The organism is Paraburkholderia sp. ZP32-5 (assembly GCF_021390495.1).
Lineage (GTDB): Bacteria > Pseudomonadota > Gammaproteobacteria > Burkholderiales > Burkholderiaceae > Paraburkholderia.
In genome coordinates this window covers 102008-118466 of record NZ_JAJEJP010000003.1, presented here as the reverse complement: position 1 = coordinate 118466, position 16459 = coordinate 102008, and the positions used below count along the sequence as shown (strand labels likewise).

The following is a 16459-nucleotide window of genomic DNA, read 5'->3' as shown; positions in this document are numbered from 1 at the left end:
GCTCGCGCGAAAGGCGATGGGGTGCTTGGCGGGGCGTCCAGCCACGCTTGACGTGGATCAACGACGCAGCATGACGCGCGATTACGCTGGAGGTGCGGTTTCACGGCGCGGGCAGTCACGAAGTGCGAGAGCACCGCCATGTCCGGTTCTCCGGCAACTCGCGGTTGCCCGCGATAGCGAAATTGTCACGACAGCGGCCCTATGGCGCCGCGGCGATGCCGCGAGCCAGCCGCGGGCTGTTCAACTGGGCCAGCTTCTGGCCGCCGATCTGTTTGAAGGAGAGATGCAATGAGCAATCTGACGCGTTTTGATCCGCTTTCGCTGGATCCTGTCTCGGAACTGTTTCAGGGATTTTTCCGGCCGATGCGGTCGATGCTGACGACGCAGGACACCGAACTCGCGTCGATGAAGATCGACGTGACGGAAAACGACGGCACGTATTCGGTAAAAGCCGAACTGCCGGGCGTGGATAAAAAGGACATCGATATTCAGATCGACGGACGCGTCGTGTCGATCAACGCGAAGGTCGAGCGCAACAAGGAGGAAAAGGAGGGCGATCGCGTGATTCGCCGCGAGCGCTACTCCGGAACCTTCAGCCGCTCGTTCGCGCTCGGCGGCGAGGTCGACGAAGCCAACGCCAAGGCCGAATACAAGGACGGCGTGTTGTCGTTGACCTTGCCGAAAAAGGCGTCGAGCGACAGCAAGCGTCTGACTGTCAACTGAGTTAGCGGGTATGGCGCGCCGTGCGCGGCGCGCCTTTTTTTATATGCGCTTTCATACGCGGCCGTCGCGCGGCGGGCGCTTCGCATATCGAGCGAACGCCCGCCGCACGCAATGTGTTGTTTCCTCAGTCCGCGAGAGACGTGAGCGTCGTGCCGAGCGCACCGACGGTTTGCGCGAGAATCGGCAGTTCGTCTTCGTTGAGCCTCAACGCCTCGCTCAGCAGGCGGTGATTGATCCAGCCGCGCACGACATTGCCCAAGCCCTGCGACGCGCAATACAGCGCGACGTTTTGCGCCATCGCGCCCACCGCGACGGCGGAAAAGATATTGCGCTGCTGTACCGGCATATCGAGCAGACGCGACATGTTGACGACATACACGAGGTCGAGCGGCGCTTCGCCGACGAAATCCTGGTAACCGGTCAGATTGCGCGCATCGCTCGCCTGCTTGAGCACGAGCCGGTGCGATGGGGAATCGTAGCGATAGACCCCGTTCGGCAGCACCGCGTAGAGGTCGATCTCGTTGACGGCACGCGCCGACGGCGCCGTGCGGCCGCCGCTAGCGGGACGGTTGACGCCGTCGGCGGCCCATAGCAGCGCGCCGAGCGTGGCGAGCGCAAGCGGCGCATCGGAAAACTCCCGTGTGCTGGCGCGCAGCGCGAGCGCTTTCATCAGCGGCGCGCCCGACGACATGTCGGGCATCGGCAATTCGATGAAAGGCGGACTCTCCCCGCGCGCACGGGACGGCGCGCGATCGGGCGCGGGTTCATAGGTCAGCAGTTGGGTATCGGACATGGTCGATTTCTCCGAGGATCGGGCGATGCGTTCCCTTGGCATCTCAGTGCATCGTTTCCAACATACCGGCGCGCCAGCGCTTGCCGTTTGACTTCAGTCAAACGCGTCGCGGCGCCGCTTGCGCAACCAGAAGCCCATCATCGCGATTGCTCCAGCCATGCCGCCGAGGTGCGCGAAATGCGCGACACCCGGTGCTTCGCGCGATACCCCAAGCAGCAGTTCGATCAGCGCGTAGCCGGTCGCGAACAGCCATGCGGGCATGGGAATCGGCGGGAACAGCAGGACCACGCGCCGCCGCGGAAAAAGCAGTGCGTAGGCGACGAGCACGCCGAATATGCCGGCCGACGCGCCGACGGTCGGATAGGCATCGCCGCCCAGCGCGATGGCTGTCAGTAGCTGGACCACGCCGCCGCAGACGACGCTTGCCACATAGAGCTTCAGCAGTCTCGCGGCGCCGAGCACACGCTCCACCTCGCTGCCGAACATGAACAGCCCCAGCATGTTGAAAGCCAGATGCGGGAAGTTCGCGTGCAACGCGCTGTAGGTCAGCAACTGCCACGGATGGAATGCGGGCGCGCCCGCGTTCACCGGATGGAGCGGCCACAGCGCAAAGTCGTCGATCAGCGAAGCGGGCACGAACGCCTCGAGTGCGAAGGCGAGCGCGTTCAGTGCAATCAATAGCAGCGTCATGGTCTGGCGGCCTTGCTGATAGTGGACGCATATCGGGCCCATCGACGGATGGGTCTCGATCAGATTACCTCCGTGAATACACGCGCAATTGATCTGCATCAGAACCGCCGTGCCGTTGCGGGACGAATCTTTGTGCTGATGGCGTGAGCCACGATTCGTCAAAAGGACGCACAAGGAGCGGCGTGATGAAAACCGACTGGCAATTGAAAAAGGACATCGAAGCGGAGCTTGAATGGGATCCTGCCGTCACCGCGACGGATATCGGCGTGGAGGTGACGAACGGCATCGTGACGCTTTCCGGCCATCCGCCGAGCTACGCGGAAAAGCTCGCCGCGGAAAAGGCCGCGCAGCGCGTGGCCGGCGTGAAAGCCGTGGCGGTGGACATGCAGGTGCGCTTGCCGAAGCACGATGAATACAGCGACGAGGACGTGGCGAGCGCGGTTCACGCGATCCTGCACTGGAGCGTCGCGGTGTCCGACGAGTCGGTCAAGGTCCAGGTCGAAAAGGGCTGGGTCACGTTGACCGGCGCGGTGGATTGGGCCTGGCAGCGCCATGTCGTCGCGCGCGCGGTCAGCCACATGCGCGGGGTGCGCGGCGTGACCAACGGTATCGAAGTACGCCGCAAGGTCGCGCCGGACGAGATCGGCAAAAAGATCGGCGAGGCGCTGCGGCGTCATGCCGAACGCGAGGTCAAACACATCGGCATCGACGTAAAAGACGGCACGGTAACGTTGAGCGGCAAAGTGGGGTCGTACGCGGAACGCGCTCTCGCGCGAGGCGTTGCGTGGAGCGCGCCAGGCGTGTGCGCGGTGGTCGACGATCTCGTCGTCGAATGACAGGGCCGATGGCGGCGCGCGAAGACAGGGAGCATTCCATGACTATTTCGGCAAACGTACAGCAGGGAACGTGGTCCGTGGACGTGCGGACGGAAGCGGCGCCGGACGGCGGATTCCGGGCGACGATTCACGTCGCGCAGGGGTCGCCGGACGGCGACTTCGAACATACGTTCCATCATGCGAAGGTCTTCGTCACGGAGCGCGAAGCGGTGCTGGAAGGCTTGCGCGAAGGCATGACATGGATCGTGCTGAAGTCCACGAAAACCATTGCGGTTTGATGCGCGCAACGCGGCGCCGAATGACTCGCGCCGCGCGGGTCGCGAACAGTGAACCCAGGCCGGTCGCCTCGGCCCGGCTCACAGTTGTTCGAGCTCGACGGTTTGCCCGTAGGTGGGGACTTCGCAGGACCAGCCAAGCGTTTCCACGATACGCCGCCGCATGGCATCCGCGGCAGCAGGCTCGCCATGCGTGACGAACGTATGGGTGGGCGCGTCGGCGAGACTCGACAGCCATTGCAGCAGTTCGCGGTAGTCGGCATGCGCGGATAGCGACGAGATCGATTCGACGTTGGCACGCACCCGCACGTATTCGCCGAACAGTTTGATGGCCGGTTGATGGGCAGCCAGCGCCGCGCCGCGTGTGCCTGGCGCCTGGTAGCCGACGAGCGCGATCGTGTTGCGCGGGTCGGACGCGTACAGGCGCAGATGGTGCAGCACACGGCCGCCGGTCGCCATCCCGCTGCCGGCGATGATCACCATCGGGCCGTTGTGCGACGCAATCGCTTTCGATTCGTCGACGCTTCTGACCATGATCGCGGCGTGGTCGATCGCGCCGGCTTCCGAGATCGTCAACCGGTGTTCGGCAAGGTGCCTGCGATACACCTCCGTCACGTTGGTCGCCATCGGACTGTCCAGATAGACGGGCACATGAGCCATGCGTCCGGTCTCTTTCAGCTTCGCGATGTAATAGAGAATTTCCTGCGCGCGCCCGACCGCGAAGCACGGGATGACGACGACGCCCCCCTTGGCGAAGGTCCGGCTGAAGATACGCTCGAGTTCGTCCCGGGGATTCGAATCCGGGTGCAATCGGTCACCGTAGGTCGATTCGACGACGAGGTAGTCCGCGTGTGCAAGCGGCGTGGGCGCGCGCATGATCGGGTCTTCGGGGCGGCCCACGTCGCCGGAAAACGCCAGCACCTTGTGATTGCGGCACATCACGACGCTTGCGGCGCCGAGAATGTGTCCGGACGGCAGGAAACGGAAGCAAAGCCCATGCGGCAAATCGGTGGGATGGTCGAAGTGCCGCGGTTCGAGCAGATGCAGCGCGCGCTGCGCGTCATCCCGTGTATAAAGCGGCAACGCCGGATGATGCTTCGAGAACCCATGCCGGTTGGCGAAATCCGCGTCTTCTTCCTGAATCTTTGCGCTGTCGGGCAGCATGATCTCGCACAGCGCGGCGGTGCCCGGTGTGCAATAGACAGGCCCGCGAAAACCGTTTCTCGCCAGCAGCGGAAGATAACCGCTGTGATCGAGGTGCGCGTGAGTCAGGATCACGGCGTCGATCGAATCGGCTGGCACCGGCAGCGCAGCCCAGTTGCGCAGCCGCAGATTCTTCACGCCCTGAAACAACCCGCAATCGACGAGGACGCGCAAACCGGGCTCTTCAAGCAGGTATTTCGAACCGGTGACTGTCTCGCTTGCACCCAAAAAGGTTAGTTTCATGGTTCCTCCGTCGAGCGCCGATACCTGGCTGCGTACCGTTATTTCATCGCATGCGCGCGCCGCGCTATTGATGTGGATCATGAGTCGCGCGCAGGCCGACACTACAGTGAAATCATTGCTTGCGCCTCGGGACCCGAGCCGTGAGCACGATGAAAGCGATCGTTTGTGTGGTGTCGAGGCGCGCTTGCATCGATGCCGATTCCTGGAGGGCCCCGGCCATGAAGTCGGATAGTCAATTGAAAGAGGAAGTCGAGGACGAACTCGCGAACAACTCCGCGATCGACGCGAACCGGATCGGCGTGGCCGTAGCCGACGGCATCGTCACGCTGAGCGGTCAGGTGCCGAACTACGCGCAGAAGGTCGCCGCCGAGAAATCGGTACTCGGCATAGCCGGTGTGGTCGCCGTCGTCATGCACATCGAGGTTGCGCTTCACGACACCGACCGGCGTAGCGACGAGGACATCGCGGTGAGCGCCCGGGCGGTGCTCGACTGGATCGCCGGTCTGGAAGAAAGTACGGTCAGGATCAAGGTCGAGAATGGCTGGGTGACCTTGAGTGGCGAAGTGCGGGACGGCTATCGCAGTCACATCGCCGAGAAGAACATCCGGCACATGCGCGGCGTGACCGGGTTGACGAACGACATCCGCATCACCGGTTGTGCATCGTCCACCGATATCGAATGCAGCATCCGCAAGGCGATCGAGCGACATACCGAGCGCGAATTGAAGCACCTGGGCGTAAAGGTCGACGACGGTAACGTCACGCTGTCGGGCCGGGTCGGCTCCCGCTCCGAACGCTCGGTAGTCTGGGGCGCGGCGCGCTCGACGCCGGGCGTGAAGACGATCGTCGATCATCTGGAGATCGGCTGACAGTCGCGTTGCGCGCGGATCGGGAGTTCGCCAGTGGAGCGGCCGATGAATCGATTCGATATATTCAATGGCGATGCCGACGGTATCTGCGCGCTGCACCAGTTGAGGCTTGCCTATCCCGCCGACGCCGTTCTGATAACGGGCACCAAGCGCGAAGTGGCGCTATTGCAGCACGCGCGCGCGCAGCATGGCGATAGCGTGACCGTGCTGGATATTTCGCTCGACACGAATCGCGACGCTCTTGCCGTCCTTCTCGAGCGCGGTGTGAACATCGAATATTTCGACCATCATTTTCCCGGCGTCATCCCCGGCAATGCGTTACTGACCGCCCATATCGATACATCGCCCGATATGTGCACCGGCCTCATCGTGGACCGTCATCTGCATGGGCGGCACAAGCCATGGGCGGTCGTCGCGGCGTATGGCGACAACCTTCATCGGGTAGCGCATCAGGTGGCCACGGAATGCGCGATGAGTCTGGCCGACGAGCAGATGTTGCGCGAGCTGGGCATCGCGATCAACTACAACGCTTATGGCGACAGTCGCGCCGATCTCATCGTCGATCCGGCCGCGATGTATCGCGCCATTCAACCCTTCTGGAGCCCGCTGGAGTTCATTGCCTCGACCGGCGTACTGCGCGAAATCGAGACGCGGCGCATGGAAGATATCGAGCTTGCGCTCGGACTCGCGACAGTCCAGAGACTTGCAGCCGGGACGTTGCATGTTCTTCCCGACACCGCGTGGGCGCATCGCGTACGGGGGGAATTCGCCAACCTCATCGCGAGGCGCGATCCGCGGCGGGCGCACGCGGTGCTGACCCTGCGCGGCGACAACCGGTACGTGGCGAGCGTGAGGGCGCCATTGGAGCGCCCGCAAGGCGCCGATGTTCTGTGCAGGAAATTCGGCGGCAATGGCCGTGTAGCCGCCGCCGGTATCGATGGGCTCGATCCTCGCCGGCTCGACGAATTCATTGCGGCCTTCAGCATTGCCTTTTCTCCGCATTCCATTGCAGCCGGCGAGTAGCCGTTCCCGCGGCTTCGGGCTTGCGCTGTGCGATGCGCGCAGCCGTCGAAAGCTGCATCGCGCGTTTCGCCGTTGTGTCCGATTTTGGCTTGCGCGGGTTTGATGCAGGTCAAAAAGTGGGCGTGGCAGGCGATCAATCATGGCGCCATACCGTGCAAGGGGGGAAGAATGAGCGGCCGGATCTTTGTCATTGGCGCATCGCAGGGCGGGATCGATGCGTTGCGACAACTCGTCAAGCAGTTGCCCGCCGATTTTCCCGCGCCCGTGCTGATCGTCCAGCACGTCGGCGCGGGCAGCCCGAGTATGCTGCCCGCCATTCTCACGAAGGCTGGGAGTCTGCCCGCGCAACATCCGGGCAACATCGAACTCATCGAGCAAGGGCGCATCTACGTCGCTCCGCCAAACCGACATATGCTGGTCCGGCAAGGCTATATCCGGCTCTCCGAAGGGCCTCGGGAAAATCACTGCCGGCCCGCGATCGACCCGTTATTTCGCTCGGCTGCCAATGCATATGGCCCGGCGGTCGTCGGCGTGGTGCTGACCGGACATCTCGACGATGGCACGGCCGGGCTGATGGCCATCAAGGATCGAGGCGGTATAGCCGTGGTGCAGGAGCCGTCCGAAGCGCTCGCGCCGTCGATGCCGAGAAGCGCGCTCGCGCATGCCTGCGTGGATCACTGTTGCAGGCTGGCGGAGATGGGCGAGCTTCTGGTGGATCTCGCCAGAGACGATCCGGACATGCCCGCGCCTGGCAGTCGCGACGACCTTATCCGGATCGAGACTCGCATCGCGGAAGGAAGCGTCGACGCCGCCGACTGGTCGCAATTCGAGCGGCTTAGTACTCCGTCCGGGCTGAACTGTCCCGAGTGCGCCAGCGCACTATTCGAGTTGCGCGATCGAAGTATGACGCGCTTCAGATGCCGTGCCGGGCACGCCTTTTCGGCGCGTGCTCTTGCCGGCGAACAGACGGGAGTGCGTGACAGACATTCCGCGGCGCATGGCGCGGCTGCGCAATCCGCGAACGCCGGTACGGCGAATGCCGGTGTAGCGCCGGCGGGCAACCACCTCGACGACCTTTGACCCTTATCAAATGCGTCGTCACGCGTGTGTCTAGACTCATGTGCAACAGGGATGAGCCCTCGATATGGAGATTCGCCATGCAAGCCTCGGACATCATGACCACGCAGGTCGTTTCAATCGCACCGGACAGCTCGGTATACGACGCGGCAAAGCTGCTTGCCGATAACCGGATCAGCGGCATGCCCGTCGTCGACGAGACGGGCGACGTGATCGGCATCGTCAGCGAAGGCGATCTGCTCAGACGCGTCGAAACCGGCACGGAAAACCCGCGGCGCTCGTGGCTCGCCGAATTTCTGGCGCCCACGCGTCAGCTCGCGGTCGAGTATCTGAAGGAGCACGCAATTAAGGTACGCGATGTGATGAGCACGCCGGCGGTCACCGTCGACGAAGCCGCGCCGCTGACCCAGGTGGCAGAACTGCTCGCGCGCAAGCACCTCAAGCGGCTGCCGGTGCTGCGCAACGGTAAGCTCGCCGGCATCGTCAGCCGGGCCAATCTGGTGCGAGCGCTCGCGAGTTGCGCGCCCGCGCAGCTCGATACGCAGCCGTCGGACGATCAGATCCGTCAGGCGATTACGAAGGAACTGGATGGCCATCGCTGGGCCATGGCGGCGGATGGCCTGATCGTCACGGACGGCGTGGTTCATTGCTGGGGCACGGTGCGCTCGGAGGAAGAGCGTAAGGCTATTCTCGCCGCCGCCGCGCGTGCGCCGGGGGTGAAGGGCGTCAACGATCATCTGGAGTATCCGGTCGTCTTCACGCCGATGTGAAGCAGTCTGTGAAGCAGTCGCCGGGAGCGAGCCGAACGCGCGCTCGAAGCTGTCTTCTAGCAGTCTTCTCTTTCATTGCTGGTGAACCGGTGCGGCTACGCCCCACCGGTGCTGGCCCGATCGAGATCGGCCGTCTTCTGCTCCGGCGCGCTACTGTCGAGACGACCGATAGCGCGCGTATAACGGTCGATCGCGGGCAACGCGCTGAGTCCGTGAGCAAAGATGCTGATCAGGACCGTCGCCATGACCGCGAGCTTGATGGTTTGCTCACCCGGCAGCCCGGTTTCCCCTTCGAGATAAACAAGTCCGAGAACGATCGATGCGAGCCCTCGGGGGCCGAACCAGCCTATGAACAGCAGCGTTGGCCAGCTCAGGCGCGTGCCTTTCAACGCGATCGCAACCGGAACCATGCGGATCAGCGTCAGGCTCGCTACACCATAGGCCACGATGGCGACGCTGAACTGTGCCCAGACACGCGTGACGAGCAGTCCAAACAGGAAGAAGACGAAATAGTTGAACAGTTGCCCCCAATCCTCGGTGAACTCAACGCTGTGTTTGCCGACCTCGCTAAAGCCCGCCTGGGTCGCGAGACCCGCGACGAACGCCGCGATGAACATGCTGGCGCCGGTTTCCTCCGAAATCAGCACACATGCCAAAGGAAGGACCACGACGCCAAGTTGCGTGAGCGACTGGACGATCCATTCCTTGCGTTGGGCAACGCCGAGCAGCCATCCGCCGGCCAGTCCCACGCCTAGCCCCACCAGCGTGCCATAGCCGAGCTGCTCGACGACGAAACGGACCAGTACCGTGCCGCCGGCACCGGTCTCCTTCACCTCGGCGAGGGCGATGCAAAACATCAGGAAAGGAACGGCCAGCCCATCGTTGAGCCCTGCCTCGACGTTCAGTGTCTGACGAATGCGCGTTGGTACGCGCGGGCTGTTGACGATGGCCTGCCCGAGCCCTGCGTCCGTCGGCGCAAGAATCGCGGACAGGATGCCCGCCTCCCACCAGGTCAGCGATCCGAGCAGGACCATCGCCACGAGTACACCGAGCACCATGGTGAGCAGCATGCCCGTGCTGAGCAGGCGAACGGCCAGATGCGCCTCACCCTTGAGCATACGGGGACGCACGCGGGACGCGTCCGTGAACAGCGTCATGACGAGGCCCAGTTCCGCGATCAGCAGCAGACTTTTCCGGTCGAGCGCCAATTCCGTGAGCGCGTCATGCGAGAGCGACATGAGCATGCCCAGGGCCGTAAACAACATTGGCGCGGTCAGGACCGTGCGTTCGAGTCGTCGGGATACAAGGCTGTAGACGAAGACCAGCGTGACGAATGCGGCGATGAGTGTCATTTGTGCGCTCCCTGTGTACGGCCAGTCGCGTCCCAACGTGATGAACAGACTAGGACGGGCACAAAACGCCTGGTTGATACAGGTCAAGCCTTCGTCGTGGGCAAATGCAGGCTACGTCACCCGCGTTTCGTGGAATACGCGAGGCGGTTGTCGAAGCCGTCGGCGGCGCAAGGGCCGTTGATCTGTATCAACTCCGGGTGTAGCCATCTGACTATCGTGGATCAGACCGGTCAGGTATGCCGGGCAAGGCACTGGCGCGGCGGCGCCCCGGTTGCGTCGAGCATGGGCGCGTACGGGCCAGGGATTAGCAGGGAAGCGTAGTCGCGAGGTGATGTCATGGATAAAGCCGTTTCACGCAAGATGGTAAGCGACGCAAGAGAGAAACGCGTTACGTACACGACGCCCGACGAGAGGGCATCGCAAGGGCGCGTGATACGTGATTCGGTTCCCCGTTCGTCGCAGGCGGGATGGGTAGCGCCCGCGGATCGCCGCGACATCATCGAGATTTTGAACGAATCCAATGAAGGGCGCATCGCGCATCTGATACCGATCCGCTTCGGCCGGATGGCGGCATCGCCGTTTGCGTTCTATCGCGGCGCGGCCGCGATCATGGCGGCCGACCTGGCTGTGACGCCGACCAGCGGCATACGCGTTCAGGCATGTGGCGATGCGCACCTGATGAACTTCGGAGGCTTCGCGACGCCGGAGCGCAATGTGATCTTCGATATCAACGATCTCGACGAAACGCTGCCTGCTCCATTCGAGTGGGATCTGAAGCGGCTCGCCGCAAGCGTGGCGATCGCGGGTCATCATCTGGAGTTGCCGGCGAGCGATACGGCGCGCATCGCCGTGGATCTGGTGCGGGAATACCGTGAGCGTATGCACGACTATGCATCCATGCGCACGCTCGATGTCTGGTATGACAGGATCGATCTGCAAAAGTATCAGGACCGCACGGGCGACCCCGAGATAGTCGAGATTGCGCGCAAACGGATCGCGCAGCGCATAGAAGTGGAACGTCGCAAGACCGTGCCCGACCATCTGTATCCGAAGCTCGTTTCGGACGAGGGCGAGCGGCCGCGGATCAAGGACGAGCCGCCGCTCATCGTGCATCCCAATGAGGATCTGGCCCCGGGTATCGGCTCAAATTACGCGGAGGCGATCGAATCGTATCGGCAAAGCCTTGCCGAACACGTGCGGGTTCTGTTCGACCGGTTTCATTTCGTCGATCTGGCGATGAAGGTCGTGGGTGTGGGCAGCGTCGGCACGATGTGCTCGGTCGGTCTGCTGATGGCGTCGGACAACGATCCACTGTTCCTGCAGGTCAAAGAGGCAAGGGCATCGGTGCTCGAACCTTATGCGGGAAAGAGCTTGCATGCGAATCACGGCGAGCGCGTCATCGCCGGCCAACGGCTCATGCAGGCCGCGAGCGACGTGTTTCTCGGCTGGACTCGCGGGAAGAACGGGCGCGATTTCTACGTCCGGCAGCTTCGTGATATGAAACTGTCGGTCGTCATCGAATCGCTCGACTCCGGCATGCTCAGACAGTACGCGCGCATGTGCGCGCACGCCCTCGCTCGAGCGCATGCACGCAGCGGCGACGCGGCGATGATGGCTGGCTATATGGGTTCGGGCCAAAGCTTCGACGATGCGATCGGCGAATTCGCGATGGAATACAGATCGCAAAACCAGCTCGATTACCGCGCCTTTATTCAGGCAGTGCGGGAAGGCCGGATTGAGGCCGTGCGAGAAGAATAGGGCGCATGCATTGGAGGTCATATGGACACGGCTACATCCGCCCAGCAGGATCAGATTGAGAAGCGCGAGCCGATACTCAGCATGGTCGACCGTGTCTCTGAACTGTGTTTCGGGCTGTTCATGGCGCTGACTTTCGTCGGCGCGGTCAAGGCGGTGACCGCGGGCGAAGATGCCGGGCGCAAGATGTTTCTTGCCGCGCTCGGCTGCAACCTCGCGTGGGGCCTCGCCGACGCCGTGATGTTTCTGGTTCGCACGCTCGCGGTTCGTGCCCAGCGCCTGACACTTGCGCTGAGTGTGAAACGCGAGCGGAATCACGCGGCCGCTGTGCAGACATTGCGCGACGCATTGCCGAAGTCGCTGGAGCCGCTCGTCGAAGATACCGAACTCGAACGGATACGCGCGCGTCTCGCCGCCGTATCAACGCTACCGTCCCGCGCGCGTTTCGTGTTCGACGACTTTCTCGGCGCGCTCGGCATCTTCATGCTCGTCGTCATATCGACCTTTCCGGTCGCGCTGCCGTTTCTCGTTGTCGCGGATCGCACCGTGGCGCTTGTCATCTCGCGCGTGCTCACGCTCGTGATGCTGTTCGGCGCGGGCTTTGCGCTTGGGCGCTACACCGGCTTCAGTGCGATGAAGGCGGGCTTTGCCATGACTACGGTGGGTATCGTGCTGACGGTGGCGATCATTGCGCTCGGAGGATAGTCGCTCAGCGGCCGGCTCAGTCTGGCCACGGGTGGAGCGCCGCGAACGGGCGCCGTGTTTCATCCCGCGCAGCGTGTTGCGGCATGTGCAGATGAGCGTCGTACAGCAACCTGCCGGGTTCCGAAGGCGCGTTGTCCTGGGATGTGATCCGCTCCACGAGTCCGATCAGATCGAGTGCGCGCATCAGGCGTGTCGCATTGACGCGTCCCGAAGTCAATGGCGGAAGGTCCGCATCGTCGGGCAACGCTTCGCGAATTGCCAGGCGGCAGGTGCCGCCCGGATCGCCGAGTGTCATCAGAACGTCGTAGTGGCGCGCACGCCGCGGGCCGCTGCGGTAGCGGAAGCAGATTTCCGCCGCCTCGTCACGGGTATCAGCGGCTGTGGCTTTCGGCTTCGAGGATAGATTGCGCAAGATCGGTGCTCCATGTTGGCAAAACGTTCGCGGCATTCACCGCTCCGAACGATGCATGCGGCTCGCGACGATGCGTTTGAGCAGCCGCGCGAATCCGAGGCAGGCCGCAGTGACGAGCAGCCACAGCACGAGTGCGTAGCCGATCATTCTCCAGAACTCGCCGACCCGCTCCCGCATGATCATGTTTTGATAGGACGCAACGTCACCGGCGGCATTCTGGGTCGTTGCGCGATACAGAAAGAACGATCGGCAGATCTCGTCGTCCGGTTGCGCGGCGGAAAGCACAGAGCCTGCCGGCATGCGGCTGACCTTCACGCACTCGGGCGACATCATCCCGGTAACGACCGCGTCGTCGATCGGGTGATCGAAAATGGCGTTCAGCCAGGTGACGGCCGTCACGAACAGCAGGCTGACGCACAGTACGTACAGCCATCTGGTGTGTGGTCCTCGCATGGGGCTCGCGGTCTGGACTTTCATCGCAGCACTCCGTCATCGCGTTTGAGTGCGCGTTCCTCTAGCGCAAAAACGCGCGATTGCGTTAGCGGCTTTATACGCCGCCGGCGGCTCATAGTTACCTGGCGTATCGACCCGCGTCGTTAACACGAACTACCCTCGGGCGGAAACGGCGACGATCTAGCGTACCGGCGCGCCGTCGCGCGTGATGTCGACGGCGATCGCCTCGACGTAGTCGACCTGCACGCTGTCACCTGCTTTCAGGCCGTCGAGCAGGCTGTCCGACGATGCCTGCAGCACCACCGAACGGGTCGGACCGCGCAACGTCAGTTGATGCCTGTCGCGATCGATCCGCACGACGGTCGCCACTGCCTCGACGCGGTGCAGGGACAGGGAAGAGCCCAACGATGCGCCGCTGGTATATCCCTTATCGATGCGCTCGCGTATCCCGCGTGAATGGCTCTTGTCGGCACGCAGCAGCAGAGCCCGGTGGAACGTGACGGCGACAGTGTCGCCGAGCCGCAGTTTGCCCACATCGCCGATGTTCGGGTCGACCACTACGTCGACAGGTTCTCCGTTGTCCTGGAGCAGCGTCATGCTGTTGCGGCCGGTGTCGATAGCGAACACGACCGCGTTTGCATGCGCGACGCTGGTTCCGGAGAACGGGACGCCGGAACTGGCCTGTGCCGTCACTTCGCCGCGAGCGGCGGACTGTATCGAAAGGCAGATTGCCAGCACCGTCAGCAAGACAATCAATGCTTTACGCCGTGCGTGTCTCATGTGGCGTTCTCCGTGCGGCAGAAATCGTCTATGTGAACTCCCGGCAGCTTGCGGCTGCGCGAGGCCGGTCGCGAAACACGCTCAACTGGAGCGCAACACCGCGATGCGTCCCTTCACACGCGCCAGCAGCGGCGCGGCACAGGCCAGCTCGGTCAGCATGGCGCGGCTGCGCGGATGAACGCACGCGATGGACACGACGAGGAGCGACCCCGGTAGCGCGAGAAATCCTATGAACAATATCCGCCTGAACATGCTGTGCCTCGCTTTTCACCTGCTCGATGGAATCAGCGTAGAGCCTTGCGCGGCAACGCACTTGATGCATATCAACGGCGCGGCTCACGCAGCGGTGTCATTAGCGCGACCGAGCCGTCCAAGCCAAGCACGGGTCCTAGGCTGCGTTCGAACTGCGATAGCGGATGCCCGGCGAATTCATGCTTACGCAGGTCCCTCCGCGGTGTTCGATGACGGCCTGAATGTCGGACAGCGAGCCGATCACGGCATCGCGCCCGGTTTTACGAACGAATTCGAGCGCCGCCTGAACCTTGGGTCCCATCGAGCCGCTCGCGAACCCAAGTTTCTCCAGCTCGTCCGGATGAGCCTGCGCGATCGCTCTTTGATCCGGCGTTCCCCAGTCCACGTAGACGGCATCCACGTCGGTGGCGATGATCAGCATGTCAGCGCCCAGTTCGTGCGCAAGCAGCGCCGAGCACAAATCCTTGTCGATGACCGCTTCGACGCCGACCAGCTTTCCGTCGTCGTTGTAGCAGGTGGGAATACCGCCGCCGCCCGCGCAGATGACGATCGTGCCGCGTTCGAGCAGCCATTTGATAGGCCGGATCTCGAAGATATTTTGGGGACGTGGACTCGCGACGACGCGGCGGAATTTGTCGCCGTCGGCGGCGATGCTCCAGCCACGCTCCTTCGCAAGACGTTCGGCATCTTCTTTCGGGTAGACCGGCCCGATCGGCTTGGTCGGATGCGCGAACGCGGGATCGTACGGGTCGACTTCGACCTGCGTAAGAATCGTCGCGAATGGCACCTCGAAGGGCAGCAGATTGCCGAGCTCCTGCTCGATCAGATAGCCGATCATGCCTTCCGTCTGCGCGCCCAGAACGTCCAGAGGGTAAGCCTCGACCTCCTTGTAGGCGGCGCTTTGCAGTGCAAGCAGTCCGACTTGCGGGCCGTTGCCGTGAGCGATCACAAGCTCGTTGCCGGGTGCGACGAGGGCAATCTGGCGGGCGGCGAGCCGCACATTTTCACGCTGATTTTCCGCCGTCATCGGCTCCGAGCGCCGCAACAGCGCATTGCCTCCCAACGCGATCACGATACGCATGATGTGCCCCTCCTGATTGACGCGTGATCGCGGGCGGCGCAAACGTCACCGACGCTTGTGCCGCCCGCGGCTGATGATTCGACCGGATTGTTCAGAGGTCGGCGAGTGTCGCGACGAGGATCGCCTTGATCGTATGCATGCGATTTTCGGCCTGCTCGAAAGCGATATTCAGCGGCGATTCGAAAACCTCTTCGGTCACTTCGATTCCGTTGGCAAGCGCGGGGTACGCTTCGGCGATCTGCTTGCCGACCACTGTCTCGCTGTTGTGAAACGCCGGCAGACAGTGCATGAATCTTGCCTGCGGGTTCTGCGTGGCTTTCATCAGATCCATATTGACCTGATACGGCAGCAGAAGCTGGATGCGCTCACCCCAAACTTCCATCGGTTCACCCATCGATACCCACACGTCGGTATGCACGAAATCCGCGCCCTTCACGGCGGCTTTCGCATCCTCCGTCAGCGTGATGCGCGCGCCTGTTTCGGCCGCGAAGCGCTCGCACGCCTCGATATGCGCGGCACTCGGCCACAGCGCCCTCGGTGCGCCGATGCGCACGTCCATGCCGAGCTTCGCGCCGATCAACAGCAGCGAATTGCCCATGTTGTTGCGGGCGTCTCCCAGGTACGCGTAGCTGATGGCGGTTAGCGGCTTGTCGGTGTGTTCGCGCATGGTCAGCACGTCGGCGAGCATCTGCGTCGGGTGATATTCATCCGTCAGTCCATTGAAAATCGGCACGCCCGCGAACTTCGCCAGTTCCTCGACGATCTCCTGACTGAAACCGCGATATTCGATTGCGTCGTACATGCGCCCGAGAACGCGCGCCGTGTCCTTCATGCTTTCCTTGTGCCCGATCTGCGAAGAGTGCGGGTCGATATACGTGACCCTCGCGCCCTGGTCATACGCGGCGACCTCGAACGCACAGCGCGTGCGAGTCGACGTCTTCTCGAAGATCAGCGCGATATTGACGCCCTTCAGATGCTGCTGTTCAGTGCCCGTGTACTTCGCGCGTTTCAGATCGCGCGACAGGTCGAGCAGATAACGAAGCTCGCGATTGCTGTGATGCGTGAGGCTCAGAAGGCTCCGGTTGCGCAGATTGAAAGCCATGATGAACTCCTTGTCGGTGTATGCGGCAAAGGCGCGCGGTAGTGCGGCGCGCCTTCGAGGCAGGT

18 protein-coding genes are annotated in these 16459 nt (G+C 62.9%); 9 read left to right on the top strand and 9 right to left on the bottom strand.

The genetic code is table 11. The features are described 5' to 3' along the window. The first annotated feature begins 288 nt into the window (after window positions 1–288). Window positions 289–723 carry an Hsp20/alpha crystallin family protein gene (locus tag L0U82_RS33175; RefSeq protein ID WP_233837764.1) on the top strand — a complete coding sequence of 145 codons (435 nt, stop codon included), beginning with the start codon at window positions 289–291 and terminating at the stop codon, window positions 721–723. A gap of 124 nt (window positions 724–847) precedes the next feature. On the opposite strand, the gene L0U82_RS33170 is transcribed toward L0U82_RS33175, so the two are convergent. Both L0U82_RS33170 and L0U82_RS33165 read right to left on the bottom strand, forming a co-directional pair. Then, a complete protein-coding gene (locus L0U82_RS33170; protein WP_233837762.1) occupies window positions 848–1516 on the bottom strand; it encodes a SagB/ThcOx family dehydrogenase in 669 nt (222 codons plus the stop codon). A gap of 93 nt (window positions 1517–1609) precedes the next feature. Next, the gene (locus L0U82_RS33165) at window positions 1610–2206 is read right to left on the bottom strand and encodes a rhomboid family intramembrane serine protease (RefSeq protein WP_233839294.1); all 597 of its coding nucleotides are present in this window, start codon (window positions 2204–2206) and stop codon (window positions 1610–1612) included. A gap of 185 nt (window positions 2207–2391) precedes the next feature. Here L0U82_RS33165 and L0U82_RS33160 point away from each other — a divergent pair, with 185 nt between their 5' ends. Beyond that, a complete protein-coding gene (locus L0U82_RS33160; RefSeq protein ID WP_233837760.1) occupies window positions 2392–3042 on the top strand; it encodes a BON domain-containing protein in 651 nt (216 codons plus the stop codon). A gap of 38 nt (window positions 3043–3080) precedes the next feature. Further along, window positions 3081–3320: a hypothetical protein gene (locus tag L0U82_RS33155; protein WP_233837757.1), complete on the top strand. Its 240-nt coding sequence runs from the start codon at window positions 3081–3083 to the stop codon at window positions 3318–3320. Between the two features lie 78 nt (window positions 3321–3398). On the opposite strand, the gene L0U82_RS33150 is transcribed toward L0U82_RS33155, so the two are convergent. Further along, complete coding sequence (locus L0U82_RS33150; RefSeq protein ID WP_233837755.1) at window positions 3399–4763, bottom strand: MBL fold metallo-hydrolase RNA specificity domain-containing protein; 1365 nt, start codon at window positions 4761–4763, stop codon at window positions 3399–3401. 218 nt (window positions 4764–4981) lie between these two features. On the opposite strand from L0U82_RS33150, the gene L0U82_RS33145 reads away from it, so the two are divergent. The 4 genes from L0U82_RS33145 to L0U82_RS33130 all read left to right on the top strand — a co-directional run bounded on the left by L0U82_RS33145 (window position 4982) and on the right by L0U82_RS33130 (window position 8502). Further along, window positions 4982–5632, top strand: a complete 651-nt coding sequence (locus tag L0U82_RS33145; RefSeq protein WP_233837753.1) for a BON domain-containing protein — start codon at window positions 4982–4984, stop codon at window positions 5630–5632. Between the two features lie 45 nt (window positions 5633–5677). After that, complete coding sequence (locus L0U82_RS33140; RefSeq protein WP_233837751.1) at window positions 5678–6655, top strand: acetyltransferase; 978 nt, start codon at window positions 5678–5680, stop codon at window positions 6653–6655. Window positions 6656–6823: 168 nt separating this feature from the next. Further along, on the top strand, window positions 6824–7735 hold the full coding sequence (locus tag L0U82_RS33135) for a chemotaxis protein CheB (RefSeq protein WP_233837749.1): 912 nt from the start codon (window positions 6824–6826) through the stop codon (window positions 7733–7735). Between the two features lie 77 nt (window positions 7736–7812). After that, window positions 7813–8502, top strand: a complete 690-nt coding sequence (locus L0U82_RS33130) for a CBS domain-containing protein (protein ID WP_233837747.1) — start codon at window positions 7813–7815, stop codon at window positions 8500–8502. A 95-nt stretch (window positions 8503–8597) separates the two neighbouring features. Here the strand turns inward: L0U82_RS33130 and L0U82_RS33125 are convergent, their stop codons facing one another. Further along, complete coding sequence (locus L0U82_RS33125; protein WP_233837746.1) at window positions 8598–9854, bottom strand: cation:proton antiporter; 1257 nt, start codon at window positions 9852–9854, stop codon at window positions 8598–8600. A 336-nt stretch (window positions 9855–10190) separates the two neighbouring features. Between L0U82_RS33125 and L0U82_RS33120 the strand changes: the two genes are divergently transcribed. After that, window positions 10191–11612: a DUF2252 domain-containing protein gene (locus tag L0U82_RS33120; protein WP_233837745.1), complete on the top strand. Its 1422-nt coding sequence runs from the start codon at window positions 10191–10193 to the stop codon at window positions 11610–11612. A 21-nt stretch (window positions 11613–11633) separates the two neighbouring features. After that, entirely contained in the window at window positions 11634–12314 is a 681-nt protein-coding gene (locus L0U82_RS33115) for a VIT1/CCC1 transporter family protein (protein ID WP_233837744.1), read from the top strand. Between the two features lie 16 nt (window positions 12315–12330). On the opposite strand, the gene L0U82_RS33110 is transcribed toward L0U82_RS33115, so the two are convergent. From L0U82_RS33110 to L0U82_RS33090, 5 genes are all read right to left on the bottom strand, one after another. Then, window positions 12331–12726 (bottom strand): hypothetical protein, encoded by a 396-nt coding sequence (locus L0U82_RS33110; RefSeq protein WP_233837743.1) that lies wholly within the window; start codon window positions 12724–12726, stop codon window positions 12331–12333. 36 nt (window positions 12727–12762) lie between these two features. After that, complete coding sequence (locus L0U82_RS33105) at window positions 12763–13203, bottom strand: hypothetical protein (RefSeq protein WP_233837742.1); 441 nt, start codon at window positions 13201–13203, stop codon at window positions 12763–12765. A 156-nt stretch (window positions 13204–13359) separates the two neighbouring features. Continuing rightward, on the bottom strand, window positions 13360–13917 hold the full coding sequence (locus tag L0U82_RS33100; RefSeq protein ID WP_233839293.1) for a hypothetical protein: 558 nt from the start codon (window positions 13915–13917) through the stop codon (window positions 13360–13362). 430 nt (window positions 13918–14347) lie between these two features. After that, window positions 14348–15292 (bottom strand): carbamate kinase, encoded by a 945-nt coding sequence (gene arcC, locus L0U82_RS33095; protein ID WP_233837741.1) that lies wholly within the window; start codon window positions 15290–15292, stop codon window positions 14348–14350. 91 nt (window positions 15293–15383) lie between these two features. After that, window positions 15384–16394, bottom strand: a complete 1011-nt coding sequence (locus L0U82_RS33090) for an ornithine carbamoyltransferase (RefSeq protein ID WP_233837739.1) — start codon at window positions 16392–16394, stop codon at window positions 15384–15386. Window positions 16395–16459 lie beyond the last annotated feature (65 nt).

Excerpts from the sequence above, each read along its gene's own strand:
- L0U82_RS33175 (WP_233837764.1), top strand. The coding sequence starts at position 289 with ATGAGCAATCTGACGCGTTTTGATCCGCTTTCGCTGGATCCTGTCTCG.
- L0U82_RS33170 (WP_233837762.1), bottom strand. The coding sequence starts at position 1,516 with ATGTCCGATACCCAACTGCTGACCTATGAACCCGCGCCCGATCGCGCG.
- L0U82_RS33165 (WP_233839294.1), bottom strand. The coding sequence starts at position 2,206 with ATGACGCTGCTATTGATTGCACTGAACGCGCTCGCCTTCGCACTCGAG.
- L0U82_RS33160 (WP_233837760.1), top strand. The coding sequence starts at position 2,392 with ATGAAAACCGACTGGCAATTGAAAAAGGACATCGAAGCGGAGCTTGAA.
- L0U82_RS33155 (WP_233837757.1), top strand. The coding sequence starts at position 3,081 with ATGACTATTTCGGCAAACGTACAGCAGGGAACGTGGTCCGTGGACGTG.
- L0U82_RS33150 (WP_233837755.1), bottom strand. The coding sequence starts at position 4,763 with ATGAAACTAACCTTTTTGGGTGCAAGCGAGACAGTCACCGGTTCGAAA.
- L0U82_RS33145 (WP_233837753.1), top strand. The coding sequence starts at position 4,982 with ATGAAGTCGGATAGTCAATTGAAAGAGGAAGTCGAGGACGAACTCGCG.
- L0U82_RS33140 (WP_233837751.1), top strand. The coding sequence starts at position 5,678 with ATGAATCGATTCGATATATTCAATGGCGATGCCGACGGTATCTGCGCG.
- L0U82_RS33135 (WP_233837749.1), top strand. The coding sequence starts at position 6,824 with ATGAGCGGCCGGATCTTTGTCATTGGCGCATCGCAGGGCGGGATCGAT.
- L0U82_RS33130 (WP_233837747.1), top strand. The coding sequence starts at position 7,813 with ATGCAAGCCTCGGACATCATGACCACGCAGGTCGTTTCAATCGCACCG.
- L0U82_RS33125 (WP_233837746.1), bottom strand. The coding sequence starts at position 9,854 with ATGACACTCATCGCCGCATTCGTCACGCTGGTCTTCGTCTACAGCCTT.
- L0U82_RS33120 (WP_233837745.1), top strand. The coding sequence starts at position 10,191 with ATGGATAAAGCCGTTTCACGCAAGATGGTAAGCGACGCAAGAGAGAAA.
- L0U82_RS33115 (WP_233837744.1), top strand. The coding sequence starts at position 11,634 with ATGGACACGGCTACATCCGCCCAGCAGGATCAGATTGAGAAGCGCGAG.
- L0U82_RS33105 (WP_233837742.1), bottom strand. The coding sequence starts at position 13,203 with ATGAAAGTCCAGACCGCGAGCCCCATGCGAGGACCACACACCAGATGG.
- arcC (WP_233837741.1), bottom strand. The coding sequence starts at position 15,292 with ATGCGTATCGTGATCGCGTTGGGAGGCAATGCGCTGTTGCGGCGCTCG.
- L0U82_RS33090 (WP_233837739.1), bottom strand. The coding sequence starts at position 16,394 with ATGGCTTTCAATCTGCGCAACCGGAGCCTTCTGAGCCTCACGCATCAC.